A 15,310-nucleotide genomic window follows, 5' to 3' on the forward strand; every position below is an offset into this window, starting at 1 on the left:
CAAGGTGTTCGAGCCGGCGGCGATCGAGCAGGCGCTGGGGATCGCGCCGCGCGCGCATTGAGACCGGCGCGCCCTCCGGCGCGAGACCCGAAAACGAAGAAGGGCGGCCTAAGGCCGCCCTTCTTCGTTAGCGCGCGCCGGAACGCTCACACCGTCCACGGCTCCGGCCGCTCGGCGTCGATCTTCCAGATCTTGATCGCGCGGGCGACGTCCTCGGGGTTCATCTTGCCGTCGGCGGCCAACGCGGCGATGGCGGCGTGGGCGATGTGGTAGCGGTCGACCTCGAAGAAGCTGCGCAGGTGCTCGCGCGTGTCGGAACGGCCGTAGCCGTCGGTGCCGAGCACGATGTACCTGCGGCCCTCCGGCAGGAACGCGCGGATCTGGTCGGGGTAGGCGCGCACGTAGTCGGTGGCGGCGACCACCGGGCCGGGGCGGCCCTCCAGGCACTGCGTGACGTAGGCCTTGCGCGGCGTCTTCGCCAGCGGGTGCATGCGGTTCCAGCGCTCGGCCTCGAAGCCGTCGCGGCGCAGCTCGGAGAAGCTCGGGCAGCTCCAGATGTCGGCGCAGACGCCGAACTCCTTGTCCAGCAGCTCGGCGGCGGCGATCGCCTCGCGCAGGATCGCGCCGGAGCCGAGCAGCTGCACGCACGGCAGATGCTTGTTCCGGCTCTTGCCCTTGTCCGCGTCCCGCGTCCCGAGTCCCGAGTCCCGGAACAGGTACATGCCCTTGATGATGCCCTCCTCGACGCCCTTCGGCATGTCGGGGTGGGTGTAGTTCTCGTTCATCACGGTGATGTAGTAGTAGACGTCCTCCTGCTCCTGCAGCATGCGGCGGATGCCGTCCTGCAGGATCACCGCGACCTCGTACGAGAACGTCGGGTCGTAGGCGCGGCAGTTCGGCACCACGCCGAACATGACGTGCGAGTGGCCGTCCTCGTGCTGCAGGCCCTCGCCGTTCAGCGTGGTGCGGCCGCTGGTGCCGCCGATCAGGAAGCCGCGGCAGCGCATGTCGCCGGCGGCCCAGGCCAGGTCGCCGAAGCGCTGGTAGCCGAACATCGAGTAGTAGATGAAGAACGGCAGCATCGGCACGTCGTTGACCGAATAGCTGCTGGCCGCCGCCATCCACGCCGCCATGCCGCCGGCCTCGCTGATGCCTTCCTGCAGCACCTGGCCCTGCTGGTCCTCGCGGTAGTACAACAGCTGGTCGGCGTCCTGCGGGCGGTACTTCTGGCCGAACGGGGCGTAGATGCCGATCTGGCGGAACATGCCCTCCATGCCGAAGGTGCGCGCCTCGTCGGCGACGATCGGCACCACGCGCGGGCCGATGGCCTTGTCGCGCAGCAGCAGGTTTATGCCGCGCACCAGCGCCATGGTGGTGCTGATCTCGCGCTCGCCGCTGCCGCTGGTGATCTGCGCGAAGGCGTCCAGGCCGGGCGCGGGGATGCCGACGCTCTTGCGCCGGCGCTGCGGCAGGAAGCCGCCCAGCGCGCGGCGGCGCTCGAGCATGTACTGCACTTCCGGCGAGTCCTTGCCGGGGTGGTAGTACGGCACCTCTTCCAGCTTGTCGTCCGGCACCGGGATGTTGAAGCGGTCGCGGAACGCGCGGATCGCCGCGGTCGCCATCTTCTTCTGCTGATGGGTGATGTTCTGCGACTCGCCGGCCTCGCCCATGCCGTAGCCCTTGACGGTCTTCGCCAGGACCACGGTCGGCATGCCGGCGGTGCGCACCGCGGCGTGGTAGGCGGCGTAGACCTTGTGCGGATCGTGGCCGCCGCGGTTCAGGCGCCAGATGTCCTCGTCGGAGAGGTTCGCCACCATCTCCTTGAGCTGCGGATACTTGCCGAAGAAGTGCTCGCGCGTGTACGCGCCGCCGAACGCCTTGCAGGCCTGGTACTCGCCGTCGACGGTTTCCATCATCAGCTTGCGCAGCAGGCCGTCCTTGTCGCGCGCCAGCAGCGGGTCCCAGTAGGAACCCCAGATCACCTTGATCACGTTCCAGCCGGCGCCGCGGAACACGCCTTCCAGTTCCTGGATGATCTTGCCGTTGCCGCGCACCGGGCCGTCGAGGCGCTGCAGGTTGCAGTTGACGACGAAGATCAGGTTGTCGAGCTGCTCGCGGCCGGCCAGCGAGATCGCGCCCAGCGACTCCGGCTCGTCGACCTCGCCGTCGCCCATGAAGCACCACACCTTGCGGTCGGTCTTCGGCATCAGGCCGCGGTGCTCGAGGTACTTCCAGAACTGCGCCTGGTAGATCGCCTGGATGGGACCGAGGCCCATCGACACCGTCGGCACCTGCCAGAAGTCCGGCAGCAGCCACGGATGCGGATAGGACGGCAGGCCGTGGCCGCCGACCTCCATGCGGAAGCGGTCCAGCGTGGCCTCGTCGATGCGGCCCTCGAGGAAGGCGCGCGCATAGATGCCCGGGCTGGAATGGCCCTGGTGGAACACCAGGTCGCCCGGATGCTCGGCGCTGGGTGCGCGCCAGAAGTGGTTGAAGCCGACGTCGTACAGCGTCGCCGAGGAGGCGAAGCTGGCGATGTGGCCGCCCAGCTCGCCCGGCTTGCGGTTGGCGCGCACCACCATCGCCATCGCGTTCCAGCGGATGATCGAGCGGATGCGCCACTCCATCGCGGCGTCGCCCGGGCTCTTCGCCTCGAGGTGCGGCGGGATGGTGTTGATGTATTCGGTGGTCGGCTGGAACGGCAGATGGCCGCCGGCGCGGCGGGTCTCGTCGACCAGACGCTCCAGCAGGAAGTGCGCGCGCTCGGGGCCGTCGGCGCCGATCACGGCCTGCAGCGATTCGGTCCACTCGCGGGTCTCGACGGGGTCGATGTCCTGGTCGAGGATGTCCTGCAGCTGGTTCATCGTGCTCTCTCCACGGCGCCGGGGGAGGCGGCGTCGCCTGGGTCGGTGCATGCGCCCTGCCGCGCGGCCCGGCAGGCCGCCGCGGCGGGCTTTCGAGTCTAGCGCCGCGCCGGGGCGCGGCGCCATCCGGCGCCGGTCACGCGCCGCTCATCGGCGCGGCGCGCGCTGCGCGGCGCGGATCTGCGCGTCCACCGCGGCGATCGCGGTCATGTTGACCACGCGGCGCACGGTCGAGGCCGGGGTGAGGATGTGCGCCGGCTTGTCCAGCCCCATCAGGATCGGGCCGATCGCCACCGCGTCGGTCATCACCCGCACCATGTTGTAGGCGATGTTGGCGGCGTCGAGGTTCGGCATCACGAACAGGTTGGCGCGGCCGGACAGCGTGGTATGCGGGAACATGCGCTGGCGCAGCGCCTCGTCCCAGGCGGTATCGGCCTGCATCTCGCCGTCCATCTCCAGCCGCGGCGCGCGCTCGCGCAGGATCTGCCAGACGCGGCGCATCTTGGCCGCGCTGGGGTTGTCGTGGCTGCCGTAGTTCGAGTGCGACAGCAGCGCCACCTTCGGCTCGATGCCGAACAGCTTGAGGCGGTAGCTGGCCTGCAGCGTGGCCTCGGCGATCTGCTCGGCGGTGGGATCGACCTGCACGTGGGTGTCGAGGAAGAACCACGCGCCGCGGTCGTTGATCACGCCGCTCATCGCCGAGGTGCACTGCACGCCGGGGTCCAGCCCGAACACGCTGCGCAGGTAACCGAGCTTCTTGTGGTAGCGGCCGACCAGGCCGCAGATCAGCGCGTCGGCCTCGCCGCGCTCGACCATCAGCGCGGCGATCAGCGTCGGCCGCGAGCGCATCAGGTTCTTCGCCGCCGACGGGGTGACGCCGCGCCGCTCGGTCAGCGCGTGGTACTGCTGCCAGTACTCGGGGAAGCGCGGGTCGTCGTTGATGTTGGTCAGCTCGAAATCGACGCCGGGACGCAGGCGCAGGCCGAGCCGCTGGATGCGCATCCCGATCACGTCGGGGCGGCCGATCAGGATCGGCCGCGCCAGGCGCTCGTCGACCACGGTCTGCACCGCGCGCAGCACGGTCTCCTCTTCGCCCTCGGCGTAGACCACGCGCTTCAAGTCGGCGCGCGCGCGCTCGTACACCGGCTTCATCAGCAGGCCGGTGCGGTAGATGAACTGGCCCAGCCGCTCGCGGTAGGCCTGCATGTCGGCGATCGGCCGCGTGGCCACGCCGGAATCCATCGCCGCCTGCGCCACCGCCGGCGCCAGCATGGTCAGCAGGCGCGGGTCGAACGGCCGCGGGATCAGGTAGTCGGGACCGAACGTCGGCGTCTCGCCGGCGTAGGCGCCGCCGAGGTCGGTGGCTTCCATGCGCGCCAGCGCGGCGATCGCCTGCACGCAGGCGACCTTCATCGCCTCGTTGATCGCGGTCGCGCCGACGTCCAGCGCGCCGCGGAAGATGTAGGGGAAGCAGAGCGCGTTGTTGACCTGGTTGGGGAAGTCCGAACGGCCGGTGGCGATGATGCAGTCGGGGCGCGCGGCGCGCGCCGCGTCCGGCTCGATCTCCGGCGTCGGGTTGGCCAGCGCGAGGATGATCGGCCGCGGCGCCATCGTCGCCACCATCTCCGGCTTCAGCACGCCGCCGGCGGACACGCCGAGGAACACGTCGGCGCCCTTGACGATGTCGGCCAGCGTGCGCGCGTCGGTGGCGCGCGCGTAGCGCTGGCCGTTCGGATCGAGGCCCGGGCGGCCCTGGTAGAGCACGCCGTCCTTGTCGCTGACCAGGATGTTTTCCGGGCGCACGCCCAGGCTGACCAGCATGTCGAGGCAGGCGATGCCGGCGGCGCCGGCGCCGCTGGCGGCGACCTTGACTTCGGCGATGTCGCGGCCGGTGATCGCCAGCGCGTTCAGCACCGCCGCGCCGACGATGATCGCGGTGCCGTGCTGGTCGTCGTGGAACACCGGGATCTTCATGCGCTCGCGGAGCTTCTTCTCCACGACGAAGCATTCCGGCGCCTTGATGTCCTCGAGGTTGATGCCGCCGAAGCTCGGCTCCAGGCTGGCGATGATCTCGACCAGCTTGTCCGGGTCGCGCTCGTCGATCTCGAGGTCGAACACGTCGATGCCGGCGAACTTGCGGAACAGCACGCCCTTGCCTTCCATCACCGGCTTGCCGGCCAGCGGGCCGATGTTGCCGAGGCCGAGCACGGCGGTGCCGTTGGTGATCACCGCGACCAGGTTGCCGCGCGCGGTGAGTTCGGAGACCGTGCGCGGATCCTCGACGATGGCCTCGCAAGCGGCGGCGACGCCCGGCGAGTACGCCAGGGCGAGATCGCGCTGGGTGAGCAGGGACTTGGTGGGAGCGACCTTGATCTTGCCGGCGGGCGCGCTGCGGTGATAGTCCAGCGCGGCCTGCTTCAGTTCCTCGGAGATGGCCATGGATGGGTTGTCGGATGCATCCGCGGCGACGGCCGCGGACAGGGGCGATAGGGCGCCCGACTATAGCACAGCGGTGCGTGCCGACCCGGCGCAAACCCGCGCCGCTGCGGGGTTTCCGTGCGCCCGCGCACGTTCGCGCGGGCGATGCGGCGCCCGCGCGGGACGGCGCAGCTCAAGGCCCCAGCGCCAGGTCGGCGGCGTCGACCTCGGCCATGTGGATGCGGTTGGCGAACAGCGAGAACGCCAGCTTGCCGGCCAGCCCGGCGGCCTCGCTGACCCACGGCGGCAGGTACTGCGGCGACGCGATGAAGCCGGCGTCGAACAGCGGCTCCAGGTCGAGCGCGTCCTGCAGCGTCATCTTGCCGGCGAACAGGCGGCGCGTGAGGTCGAGGCGGTTGTGCTTCAGCGCCCAGCGGAAGAACGTGTGCACGGTGAGCAGGCCGTGCAGGTAGACGTTGTCCTTGGTGAACGCCGCGCCGCCGTCCGGCGGCACGCCGCGGAACACGCGCTGCGCGGAGTTGTAGCTGTCGGCGAGGGTCTGCCCGGCGTCGCGGAAGAAGCGGAACACCTCGACGAAATCGGCGCCGCCCAGCGCCATGTCGATGGCGAGGATGCGCAGGCTGATGCGCTTCAGCCGCGCGATGTCGATCGAGCCGGACATCAGTTCGGCGAACACCGCCAGGCCTTCCTGCGTCGCCGTCACCCGCGGCGAGGTGCGCGACAGCGAGGCGAGATACGGCTGCTCGCGGCCGTTCAGCGCGGTCAGCGAGTGCACGAACGCCTCGTGCGCGAGCAGCTGGTGGCGGTCGTAGGCGGTGAAGCAGGTGGCGGCGCGCAGGCGGATGCGCGCCGCGCCGGCCGCCGCCTTGGCGGTCAGATCGGGGTCCACTTCGACGGCGATGCGGCCCTTGCCGAAGAACGCGTCCAGCGCGGCGCGCAGCTCGTCGCGCAGCACCTCGGCGGGAATGCAATAGGCGGCCTCGTCGACGGCGAGCTGCGCGCCCAGTTCGTCGGCGACGGCGACGAAGTGGCGCGCCGCGTCGAGGTTGCTGACGCCGCCGCCCGGGATGGCGTCGCCCGGCCGCCCGTACAGCACCGACGCGTGCGCCGTCACCGCGCGCGTGCCGACCGCCTCCAGCATCTCGGCGGCGATGCGCCAGGAAGTCGCGGTGCGGACCAGGTAGGCGCCGGCCGGATGGCCGGGATCGGCGGCGGCGGCGATCGCCTCCAGCTCGGCGCGCTCGCGCGACAGGTCCGGCCGCGCGTAGTCCACCCGCGGCAGCGTCAGGTCGCCGCGCTGCGCGCGCTCGAGGAACGCGTGCTCCGTCGCCGCCGGCCACGCCACCGTCGGCAGCACGCGGATGCGTCGCACCGCGGCCACCAGGCGCTTGTCGAGCGCGGCGTGGTGCTCGAGCGGCGGCGTCAGCGCGGCGGACGTGGATGCGGGCATGCCGGCCAGTCTATCGTGACGGCGGTTTCGGTCCCGAACCCGGATCACACCATGCCGAGCGTTGCGCTTCGATCTGCGCATGCGCCACGCGATTCCCTTGCCGCGATCAGAACGGCCTGCGCTTGTGCCGCTGGTGCCGCCCCAGCGCCTTGTTGGCGACCTTCGCCTCGGCCTTGCGCTTCAGGCGCTCCTCCAGCGCCGCGGCCTGCTGCTCGCGTTCGTCGCGCAGCTTGAGGTAGCTCTGCCAGCGTTCGGCGGACAGTTCGCCGGCGTCCAGCGCGGCGCGCACCGCGCAGCCGGGCTCGTTGCCGTGGCCGCAGTCGGAGAAGCGGCACTGCGCGGTCAGCGCCTCGACGTCGGCGAACAGCTCGAGATTCTCCTCGCCGGTCAGCTTCAGCTCGCGCATGCCCGGCGTGTCGATCAGGCAGCCGCCGCTCGGCAGCGTGAGCAGCGCGCGGTGCGTGGTGGTGTGGCGGCCGCGGCCGTCGCCGGCGCGCGTTTCGCCGATGGCCATGCGCGTCTCGCCGAGCAGGGTGTTGGTCAGCGTCGACTTGCCGACGCCGGAGGAACCGACCAGCACCGCGGTGTCGCCAGGTTTGAGGTACTGCGCCAGCACGGCGACGTCGGCGGGATCCTTGGCGTTGACCGCGTGCACCGGCGTGCCCGCCGGCAGGCGCGCCACCAGTCCGGCCAGCGCGGCGTCGACCTGCGGATGCTTGTCGGCCTTGGTCAGCACCACCACGGCCTGCGCGCCGGAGCCCTCGATCAGCGACAGGTAGCGCTCCAGCCGGCGCGGGTTGTAGTCCTGGTCGAGGCCCATCAGCACGAACGCGTAATCGACGTTGGCGGCGATCAGCTGGCGCTCGTAGCGCTCGCCGGCGGCGGCGCGCGTCAGCGCGCTGCGCCGCGGCAGGAAGGCGACGATGCGCGGCGGCCTGCCCGGCTCGACCAGCACGAAGTCGCCCACCGCGGGGCGCGCCGCCGGATCCAGCCCGCGCTTCAGGAACGGCGCCGCCGGCTGCGCGCCGAACGTGCGCTCGCCGTCGTGCAGCTCGTAGCCGGCGCGGTGCTGCGCGACCACGCGCGCCAGCACGCGGCCGCGCGCGATCTCGGCCTCGGCGGCGGGATCGCCGCGCCAGCCGATGCCGGCCAGGCGGGCGGAAGCGTGTGCATTCGACATGCGCGGATTATGAAGTAGGTCACGCGGCGTAACGAGCTGTAACTCAAGCCGCCGCCGGCGGCGCCGAAACCCCGGTGAGCGCGGTCCGCGGAGGCGGGCCGGCGTCCTTCCCCCACTTCGAGGTTCCGACATGAAAGCCTTGATCGCCACGCTTGCGCTGACCGTCTTCTCGCTGCCGGCGCTGGCCGACTGCACCGCCGCCAACTTCGCCGTCGACGGCTTCCAGGCCTCGCCCAATCCGCGCGAGCACAAGATCAGCCTGGCCGGCAAGCTGGTCAACAAGTGCAGCGCGCCGGCCGCCGCGCAGATCCGCATCGTCGCCAAGGATGCCAGCGGCCGCGTGCTCGGCAGCGAGGACGGCTGGCCGGCCGGCACGTCCAACATCGCGCCGGGGCAGAGCGTCAGCTTCGACCTCGGCCCGCTGTTCCGCTTCAGCCCCGACATGGCCGACTTCTCGGTGAACATCGTCGGCGTGCGCACCTGGTGACGGCCGCGGGACGCGACGCCGCGCGGCTCAAGTTCCCGCGGTGTCGGCCGATTCGTCGGGCAAGGCCCGCATTCGCGCACTGCAGCGCGGCTGCGGCCATACCCTTCGGCAACCGTGCGAGGTATCGAAGATGAAAACGCTGATCGCCGCCCTGGTACTCGCCACCGCCTCCCTGCCCGCCTTCGCGGACTGCGCCGCGACGAGCTTCGGCGTCGAAGGCTTCCAGGTCACGCCCAACCCGCGCGAGCGCAAGATCAGCCTCGCCGGCAAGCTGGTCAACAAGTGCAGCGAGCCGGCCGCGGCGCAGATCCGCATCGTCGCCAAGGACGGCAGCGGCCGCGTGCTCGACAGCGAGGACGGCTGGCCGGCCGGCACCGCCAACATCCCCCCCGGCGGCAGCGTCAATTTCGACCTCGGCCCGCTGTTCCGCTTCAATCCTGAGATGGCCGACTTCTCGGTCGCCATCATCGGCGTGCGCAAGTGGTGATCCCCAACCTCACCCCCATCACCACTGACTTCGACGGGGCTCGCGGGCCCCGTTTTTTTTGCCCGCCGTTCGGGCCGCACCGCGAAACGCGCGGCGATAGTCCGACGGCGTCATGCCCAGCGCGGCGTCGAAATGCTGGCGCATCGACACCGCCGAGCCGAATCCCGCCTCCTCGGCGATGCGTTCCACCGGATGTACGGTGGTTTCCAGCAGGCGCTGCGCCAGCGCCAGGCGCCGCTCGAGCAGCCAGCGCAGCGGCGTGGTGCCGGTCGCCGCACGAAAGCGCCGCGTGAACGTGCGCCGGCTCATGTGCGCGTGCGCGGCCAGCGTGTCGAGATCCAGCGGCCGCTCGAGGCGGCGCTGTGCCCAGGCCATCGTCGCCTGCAGCGGATCCTCGCGCGCCGACGCCGGCAGCGGCCGCTCGATGAACTGCGCCTGCCCGCCGGCGCGATGCGGCTGCACGACGATGCGCCGCGCGACGATGTTGGCGATCTCGGCACCGTGGTCGCGGCGCAGCAGGTGCAGGCAGCAATCGATGCCGGCGGCGGTGCCCGCCGAGGTCAGCACGTCGCCCTCGTCGACGTAGAGCACGTTGGCGTCCAGCTTCACCTGCGGGAACTTCGCCGCGAACGCCGCCGACCACTGCCAGTGCGTGGTCGCGCGGCGGCCGTCCAGCAGGCCGGCGGCGGCCACCACGAACGTGCCCAGGCACAGGCCGACGATGCGCGCGCCGCGGCGGTGCGCGCGGCGCAGCGCTTCCAGCAGCGCCGGCGGCGGCGCCTCCTCGACGTCGCGCCAGCTCGGCACGATCACCGTGTCCGCGCCGGCCAGCCCGCGTAGGTCGTGGTCGGTGGCGATGCGGAAACCCGCGCGCGCGCGCAGCGGCCCCGGCTCGACCGCGCACACGCGCAACTGGTAGCGCGGCACGCCGGCGTCGCGGCGGTCCTCGCCGAACACCAGGCAGGGCACGGACAGGTGGAACGGACTGATGCGGTCGAAGGCGATCACCGCCACGGCATGCGCAGGCATGGCCCGATTCTTTCGAAAATTGTCTTTCGGGCCACTCTACCGCGAGCGGACCGAGGCGAACAATGGGCGCGCCGGATCGCCGGCGATGAACCACTGCCGAGGAGTCCATCCATGAACACCCCCGCGCGTCGCGCCCTGATCGTCATCGACGTGCAGAACGAATACTTCGACGGCGGCCTGCCGATCGAGTACCCCGATCCCGCCGTGTCGCTCGCCAACGTCGGCCGCGCCATGGACGCTGCGCGCGCCGCCGGCGTGCCGGTGATCGTGGTGCAGAACTTCGCGCCCGCCGGCGCGCCGTTGTTCGTGCGCGGCACGCACGGCGCCGAGCTGCACCCGATGGTGGCCTCGCGGCCTCGCGATCACTACCTCGAAAAGAGCCTGCCCAGCGCCTTCCCCGAGACCGGTCTGGCCGACTGGCTGGCGGCGCGCGGCATCGACACGCTGGCCGTGGTCGGCTACATGACGCACAACTGCGACGCCTCGACGGTGATCCACGCCGCGCATCTCGGCCTGAACGTCGAGCTCCTGCACGACGCCAGCGGCAGCGTGCCCTACGCCAACCGCGCCGGCGCGGCCAGCGCCGAGGAGATCCACCGCGTGTTCACCGTGGTGATGCAATCGCGCTTCGCCGCGGTGATGAGCACCGACGAATGGATCGCCGGTCTCACCTCGGGGACGCTGCCGCAGCGGGAGACGATCTTCGCCTCCAACCAGCGCGCGCGCGGCCCGATCGCCGCGGCCCGATCGCCGCGGCCTGATCGCCGCGGTTCAGTGCAGCGCCAGCAGCTCGCCGAACCCGGCGATGCGCAGGATGTTGCGCACCGCCGGGCTGGCGTTGACCACGCGGATCTCGGCGCGGTCGCCGCCGGCGTGCTCGCGCAACAGCAGCAGCATGCCCAGCGCCGAGCTGTCCATCTCCTCGGTGCCGGCGAGGTCGATCACGTAGCTGCGCGCGGGCGCCGGCAGCTTGAGGTAGGCGTCGCGGAACTGCTTGTGCACGGAGAAATCGAAGCGCTCCTGCACGCGGATGGTCAGGCAGCCGTGCTCGCGGTCGTGTTCGGCGGAAATGGACATGGCTTCGGCGCTGCGGCGGTTCCTGCCCCTTTATCGGCGCCAAGCGGGGAAGCTTGAGGCAAAGCGTGAGGCGGGAGGCGGGAGGCGGGAAAGGCGCGGTGCGGATGCGCTGAAGGGGTGGCGTGAGCCGCGAAAGGCACTGGATTCCGGCGTACGCCGGAATGACCCGCCCGATGCGATGCGCCTCGTCTCCCGGGGTCGCCTGCACGCAGGCTCCTGCATCACCACCCGGTAGCGCGACGCGCCGTCCCGTCTCCTCGTCCCCTTTCCTCAGAACAGATCGATCTCGCCGGCGCTCATCGAGGTCTGCAGCGCCGGGCCTTTCTGCCGGGCGCGGGCGCGCTCGCGCTGCTGGTGCAGGCGTTCGCGCAGGCGCCCGGCGCGGGCGCGGGCGGCGGCGCGGTCGCGCTCCTCGCAGGCCAGCGCGGTCAGGTCGCGGGTGCATTCGCTGGCGATGCTCTGCAGGTCGACCAGGCCCTGCCGGGTCTGGCGCAGCAACTGGGTGAGGATGTCCTCGAACTGCAGCGAGCGCACCGTGGTGGCGACGTCGCTGCTCAGGCCGTGGTTGATCGTGGCGACCTCGTCCGCCGCCGCCGCGACGCGCGCCTCGGTGCGGGTGACGTGGTCCATCATGCGGTCGATGTCGCCCTTGGTGGACAGCGCCACGCTGAGATCCTGCGAGGCCAGGCGGCCGACCAGGCCGCGCAGCTGCTCCATCGCGCCGCGCGCGCGCTCGACATGCGCGCCGATCTTCTCGTTGAACTGGTTGGAGTGCCGCGCCAGGTTGCGGATCTCGCCGGCGACCACGGCGAAGCCGCGTCCGGCCTCGCCGGCGCGCGCCGCCTCGATCGCCGCGTTCAGCGCCAGCAGGTTGGTCTCCTCGGCGATGGTGTTGACGTTCTTCAGCAGCGCGAACACCGCGTCCATCTCCTCGGACATCTCGTCGATGCGGTAGACGATGCGCAGGCTCTCGCGCGACAGCTCCACCACCAGGCCGACGAAGTGCTCGAGCAGCTCGGTGGTCTTGCCGGTGAAGCCCTGCATCGAGCCGCCGCCGGCGGTGGCCTCCATGATCTGCCGCAGCAGCGCCTGCTGCGCGCTGGTCTTCGAGCTCAAGCCCTCGAAGCCGGAACCGAGCTGGGCGCCGGCGTCGCGGATGATGTCCAGCGCCTGGTGCAACTCGCGCGCGGCGTGGCCGAGTTCGTCGAGCAGGGCGACGCGCACTTCGTCGAGCGCGTCGCGCACGCCTTCCGCCGCGTCCGCGGACAGCGCGGCGACCTCCGCCGCGGCGGGCCCGCGCCTTGCGGCGCGGTGCAGCAGCACGATCCACGCCGCGGTCAGCAGCGCCACCGCCAGTGGCGCCACCCACGGCCACGGCGCGGCCAGCACCGCCACCAGGGCCAGCGCGCCCGCGCCGATGCCTATCGCCAGTTCGTTCCTGTGCAGCGGCTGCATGGCCGTCTCCTCTGCGCGCGCGGGCTCAACTGCCCGTGCGCATGCTTGCCTGGGTGATGGGGTGCTGGGCGAGCTGCAGCAGGCGCGGCGCGACCGCGCCGAGCGGCAGCAGCTCCTGCGCGGCGCCGGCCTTCCACGCCGCGCCGGGCATGCCCCAGACCACGCTGGTGGCTTCGTCCTGGGCCAGCGTCGGCGCGCCGGCCTCGCGCATTTCCTTCAGGCCTTGCGCGCCGTCGTCGCCCATGCCGGTGAGGATCGCGCCGACCGCCTGCGCGCCGACGCTGGCCGCGACCGAGCGGAACAGCACGTCGACGCTGGGTTTGTGCCGGCTGACCGGCGGGCCGTCGTGCAGGCGGCAGACGTAGCGCGCGCCGTCGCGCAGCACCAGCAGGTGACGGCCGCCGGGCGCGATGTAGGCGTGGCCGGGCAGGATCGGCTGGCCGTCCTGCGCCTCGCACACGCGCATCGCCGAGTTGGCGTCCATGCGCGCGGCGAACGGGCCGCTGAACTGCGCCGGAATGTGCTGGGTGATCACGATCGGCGGCGCGTCCGGCGGCATCGCCGCCAGCACCACGCGGATCGCCTCGGTGCCGCCGGCGGAGGCGCCGATCGCGATCACGCGCCCGGCCGAGGGCAGCGCCCGCAGCTGCGCGCGCGGCAGCACGGCGTCGGCGCTGAGCCTGGGCGCGGCGTCGAGGCGCGGCACGCCGGCGGTGTAGGCGCGCGGCCGCGCGCGCGCCGCGTCCTTGACCTTGGCGGCGATCTCGGCGGCGTAGTCGCCGAAGGTGCTGCTGAGGTCGGAGCCCGGCTTGCCGACGAAATCGACCGCGCCCAGTTCCAGCGCGCGCAGCGTCACCTCGGCGCCCTGCGAGGTCAGCGAGGACACCATCACCACCGGCATCGGCCGCAGCCGCATCAGGTTCTCGAGGAAGGTGAGCCCGTCCATGCGCGGCATCTCGACGTCCAGCGTCAGCACGTCGGGCGCGAGCTGCTTGATCTTCTCGCGCGCGACCAGCGGGTCCGGCGCGGTGCCGACCACCTCGATGCCGGCGTCCGCCGAAAGCATCTCGGTCAGCATCTTCCGCACCAGCGCGGAGTCGTCGACGATGAGCACGCGGACCTTGGACATCGCAGCCTCAGAAGAGCTCGACCTCACCCTTTATCGGATCCTTTTCGAGCCGCTTGAGGTAGCCGCGCTCGCGATCCAGGATGGTGGTGTTGTGCATGGTGCGCAGCGGCCGCATGCGCGCCCGCCCGCTGTCGGGGAAGTACTGCACGTGGCGCGGGTAGACGTCGCCGACGTCCTCGGCGAGCAGCGCCAGGCCCTCGGTGGCGAGGTAGCGGCGCACGAACTCGACGTTGCGGCGGCCGACGTCGCTCATCACCCGCGCGCCGCCGAAGATCTTCACCTCCAGCCGCGAGCGCACGCCGCCCGCCTTCAGCACCGCGTTGATCAGCTGCTCCATGGCGTCGCTGCCGTAGCGCGCGGCGCGGCCGGCGGTGGCGGTCCAGGCCTCGCGCTCGCCCGGCGCGGGCTCCGGCAGCATGAAGTGGTTCATGCCGCCGATGCCGTTGGCGGAGTCGCGGATGCAGGCCGAGACGCAGGAGCCGAGCACGGTCACCACCGCCTCGCCCTGCACGGTGACGTAGAACTGGCCGGGCAGGATCTTCACCGCGACGCGCTTCAGGTGCGGGTCCCAGTAGCGGTTGACCTGCTCGAAACCGGGCAGCACGCGCCGCGGATCGAAGCCGGAGGCGGCCAGCGCGGCGGGCGCCGGCGCGACGGCGAGGCGGGACAGCGCGTTCATGCCGTCACCCGGCGGTAGATCGTGCGGCCGACCAGGCGGAACCGCTCGCTCTTGCCGTACAGCGATTCGGAATGGCCGAGGAACAGGTAGCCGTCGTCGGCGAGCTGGTCGGCGAAACGCTCGAACAGCCGCTCCTTGGTCGGCTTGTCGAAATAGATCACCACGTTGCGGCAGAAGATCGCGTCGAAGCGGCCGCGCATCGGCCACGCCTCCAGCAGGTTGAGCGGCTGGAACGTCACCAGCTCGCGCAGGCGCGGATGCACCATCGCCTGGCCGTCGTGCGCGCCGGTGCCGCGCAGGAACCAGCGGCGCCGGCGCGCGGCATCGATGTTGCCGAGGCGGTCCAGCCGGTAGACGCCGCGCCGCGCGGTCTCCAGCGCCTGCGGCGAGATGTCGGTGGCGAGGATGCGCGCGTCCGCGGCGCCGTGCCTCTCCAGCGCCTCGGCCAGCACCATCGCCAGCGTGTAGGGTTCCTCGCCGGTGGCGCAACCGGCCGACCAGAGGCGCACGCGCCCCCCGCACGCCGTCAGCCACCGCGGCAGCAGCTCGCCGGCGAGGAATTCGAAGTGGTGCGCCTCGCGGAAGAACGCGGTGACGTTGGTGCTGATCGCGCTGACCAGCGCGTCCAGCTCGCGTTCCGGCTCGCGCCGCAGCAGCTCGCAGTACTGCGCGAAGCTCCCGAGGCCGAGCGCGCGCAGCCGCCGCGCCAGCCGGCCGTAGACCAGCTGGCGCTTGTGCTCGCCCAGCGCGATGCCGCACCTCGCCGCGACGAACTCGCGCAGGAAGCGGAAGTCGGCGTCGGTGAAGGCGTAGGCATGCTCGGCGGCGAACGCGGTGGCGGCCATGCGTGCGATGTCCGCGCTCAGAATTCCTGCCAGCCGCCGGCCTCGGCTTCCGCGGCGACGGCCCTGCCGGCGTGGCCGTTGACGCGCTTCGGCGGCGGCAGCGCCATCGCGTCGGCGTCGTCGGCCTCGGGACGCGGACGCGGCGCCACAGCGCGCGCGGCGCGCGCCGCCGGTTCCGCCGCCGCGGCC

Annotated in this window: 12 protein-coding genes; 3 read left to right on the forward strand and 9 right to left on the reverse strand. The window is 71.8% G+C overall.

Features of this window, described 5'->3' with window-relative positions:
• Positions 1-146: 146 nt before the first annotated feature.
• From aceE to rsgA, 4 genes are all read right to left on the reverse strand, one after another.
• The gene (aceE, locus tag MBSD_RS02880) at positions 147-2,864 is read right to left on the reverse strand and encodes a pyruvate dehydrogenase (acetyl-transferring), homodimeric type (protein WP_062534893.1); all 2,718 of its coding nucleotides are present in this window, start codon (positions 2,862-2,864) and stop codon (positions 147-149) included.
• A 147-nt stretch (positions 2,865-3,011) separates the two neighbouring features.
• The gene (locus tag MBSD_RS02885; RefSeq protein ID WP_062534894.1) at positions 3,012-5,303 is read right to left on the reverse strand and encodes an NADP-dependent malic enzyme; all 2,292 of its coding nucleotides are present in this window, start codon (positions 5,301-5,303) and stop codon (positions 3,012-3,014) included.
• Between the two features lie 172 nt (positions 5,304-5,475).
• Complete coding sequence (locus MBSD_RS02890; protein ID WP_062534895.1) at positions 5,476-6,753, reverse strand: tyrosine/phenylalanine carboxypeptidase domain-containing protein; 1,278 nt, start codon at positions 6,751-6,753, stop codon at positions 5,476-5,478.
• Between the two features lie 106 nt (positions 6,754-6,859).
• On the reverse strand, positions 6,860-7,933 hold the full coding sequence (rsgA, locus tag MBSD_RS02895; protein WP_062534896.1) for a ribosome small subunit-dependent GTPase A: 1,074 nt from the start codon (positions 7,931-7,933) through the stop codon (positions 6,860-6,862).
• A 130-nt stretch (positions 7,934-8,063) separates the two neighbouring features.
• Between rsgA and MBSD_RS02900 the strand changes: the two genes are divergently transcribed.
• Positions 8,064-8,420: a hypothetical protein gene (locus MBSD_RS02900; RefSeq protein ID WP_062534898.1), complete on the forward strand. Its 357-nt coding sequence runs from the start codon at positions 8,064-8,066 to the stop codon at positions 8,418-8,420.
• 130 nt (positions 8,421-8,550) lie between these two features.
• Positions 8,551-8,907 (forward strand): hypothetical protein, encoded by a 357-nt coding sequence (locus MBSD_RS02905; protein WP_062534899.1) that lies wholly within the window; start codon positions 8,551-8,553, stop codon positions 8,905-8,907.
• An 18-nt stretch (positions 8,908-8,925) separates the two neighbouring features.
• Here the strand turns inward: MBSD_RS02905 and MBSD_RS02910 are convergent, their stop codons facing one another.
• On the reverse strand, positions 8,926-9,936 hold the full coding sequence (locus MBSD_RS02910; RefSeq protein WP_062534901.1) for a helix-turn-helix domain-containing protein: 1,011 nt from the start codon (positions 9,934-9,936) through the stop codon (positions 8,926-8,928).
• A 111-nt stretch (positions 9,937-10,047) separates the two neighbouring features.
• Here MBSD_RS02910 and MBSD_RS15950 point away from each other — a divergent pair, with 111 nt between their 5' ends.
• Positions 10,048-11,070, forward strand: a complete 1,023-nt coding sequence (locus tag MBSD_RS15950) for a cysteine hydrolase family protein (RefSeq protein ID WP_425478089.1) — start codon at positions 10,048-10,050, stop codon at positions 11,068-11,070.
• Between the two features lie 213 nt (positions 11,071-11,283).
• Here MBSD_RS15950 and MBSD_RS02925 read toward each other — a convergent pair whose 3' ends face one another.
• Genes MBSD_RS02925 through MBSD_RS02940 form a run of 4 tightly spaced genes read right to left on the reverse strand, consistent with a single transcriptional unit; the run spans position 11,284 to position 15,121 of the window.
• Positions 11,284-12,468, reverse strand: coding sequence for a methyl-accepting chemotaxis protein (locus MBSD_RS02925; RefSeq protein WP_062534903.1), 1,185 nt, complete (start codon positions 12,466-12,468; stop codon positions 11,284-11,286).
• Positions 12,469-12,493: 25 nt separating this feature from the next.
• Positions 12,494-13,597 (reverse strand): protein-glutamate methylesterase/protein-glutamine glutaminase, encoded by a 1,104-nt coding sequence (locus MBSD_RS02930; protein ID WP_062534904.1) that lies wholly within the window; start codon positions 13,595-13,597, stop codon positions 12,494-12,496.
• Between the two features lie 7 nt (positions 13,598-13,604).
• Complete coding sequence (cheD, locus tag MBSD_RS02935) at positions 13,605-14,276, reverse strand: chemoreceptor glutamine deamidase CheD (RefSeq protein ID WP_187300540.1); 672 nt, start codon at positions 14,274-14,276, stop codon at positions 13,605-13,607.
• Complete coding sequence (locus tag MBSD_RS02940) at positions 14,273-15,121, reverse strand: CheR family methyltransferase (protein WP_062534906.1); 849 nt, start codon at positions 15,119-15,121, stop codon at positions 14,273-14,275. Before MBSD_RS02940 ends, cheD begins: the two co-directional genes overlap by 4 nt.
• Positions 15,122-15,310 lie beyond the last annotated feature (189 nt).

This window comes from Mizugakiibacter sediminis (assembly GCF_000953855.2).
In the GTDB taxonomy this organism is placed as follows: Bacteria; Pseudomonadota; Gammaproteobacteria; order Xanthomonadales; family Rhodanobacteraceae; genus Mizugakiibacter; species Mizugakiibacter sediminis.

Bases quoted from the DNA above. Each gene is read 5' to 3' on its own strand.
- aceE (WP_062534893.1), bottom strand. From the start codon at position 2,864: ATGAACCAGCTGCAGGACATCCTCGACCAGGACATCGACCCCGTCGAG.
- MBSD_RS02885 (WP_062534894.1), bottom strand. From the start codon at position 5,303: ATGGCCATCTCCGAGGAACTGAAGCAGGCCGCGCTGGACTATCACCGC.
- MBSD_RS02890 (WP_062534895.1), bottom strand. From the start codon at position 6,753: ATGCCCGCATCCACGTCCGCCGCGCTGACGCCGCCGCTCGAGCACCAC.
- rsgA (WP_062534896.1), bottom strand. From the start codon at position 7,933: ATGTCGAATGCACACGCTTCCGCCCGCCTGGCCGGCATCGGCTGGCGC.
- MBSD_RS02900 (WP_062534898.1), top strand. From the start codon at position 8,064: ATGAAAGCCTTGATCGCCACGCTTGCGCTGACCGTCTTCTCGCTGCCG.
- MBSD_RS02905 (WP_062534899.1), top strand. From the start codon at position 8,551: ATGAAAACGCTGATCGCCGCCCTGGTACTCGCCACCGCCTCCCTGCCC.
- MBSD_RS02910 (WP_062534901.1), bottom strand. From the start codon at position 9,936: ATGCCTGCGCATGCCGTGGCGGTGATCGCCTTCGACCGCATCAGTCCG.
- MBSD_RS15950 (WP_425478089.1), top strand. From the start codon at position 10,048: ATGAACACCCCCGCGCGTCGCGCCCTGATCGTCATCGACGTGCAGAAC.
- MBSD_RS02925 (WP_062534903.1), bottom strand. From the start codon at position 12,468: ATGCAGCCGCTGCACAGGAACGAACTGGCGATAGGCATCGGCGCGGGC.
- MBSD_RS02930 (WP_062534904.1), bottom strand. From the start codon at position 13,597: ATGTCCAAGGTCCGCGTGCTCATCGTCGACGACTCCGCGCTGGTGCGG.
- cheD (WP_187300540.1), bottom strand. From the start codon at position 14,276: ATGAACGCGCTGTCCCGCCTCGCCGTCGCGCCGGCGCCCGCCGCGCTG.
- MBSD_RS02940 (WP_062534906.1), bottom strand. From the start codon at position 15,121: ATGGCCGCCACCGCGTTCGCCGCCGAGCATGCCTACGCCTTCACCGAC.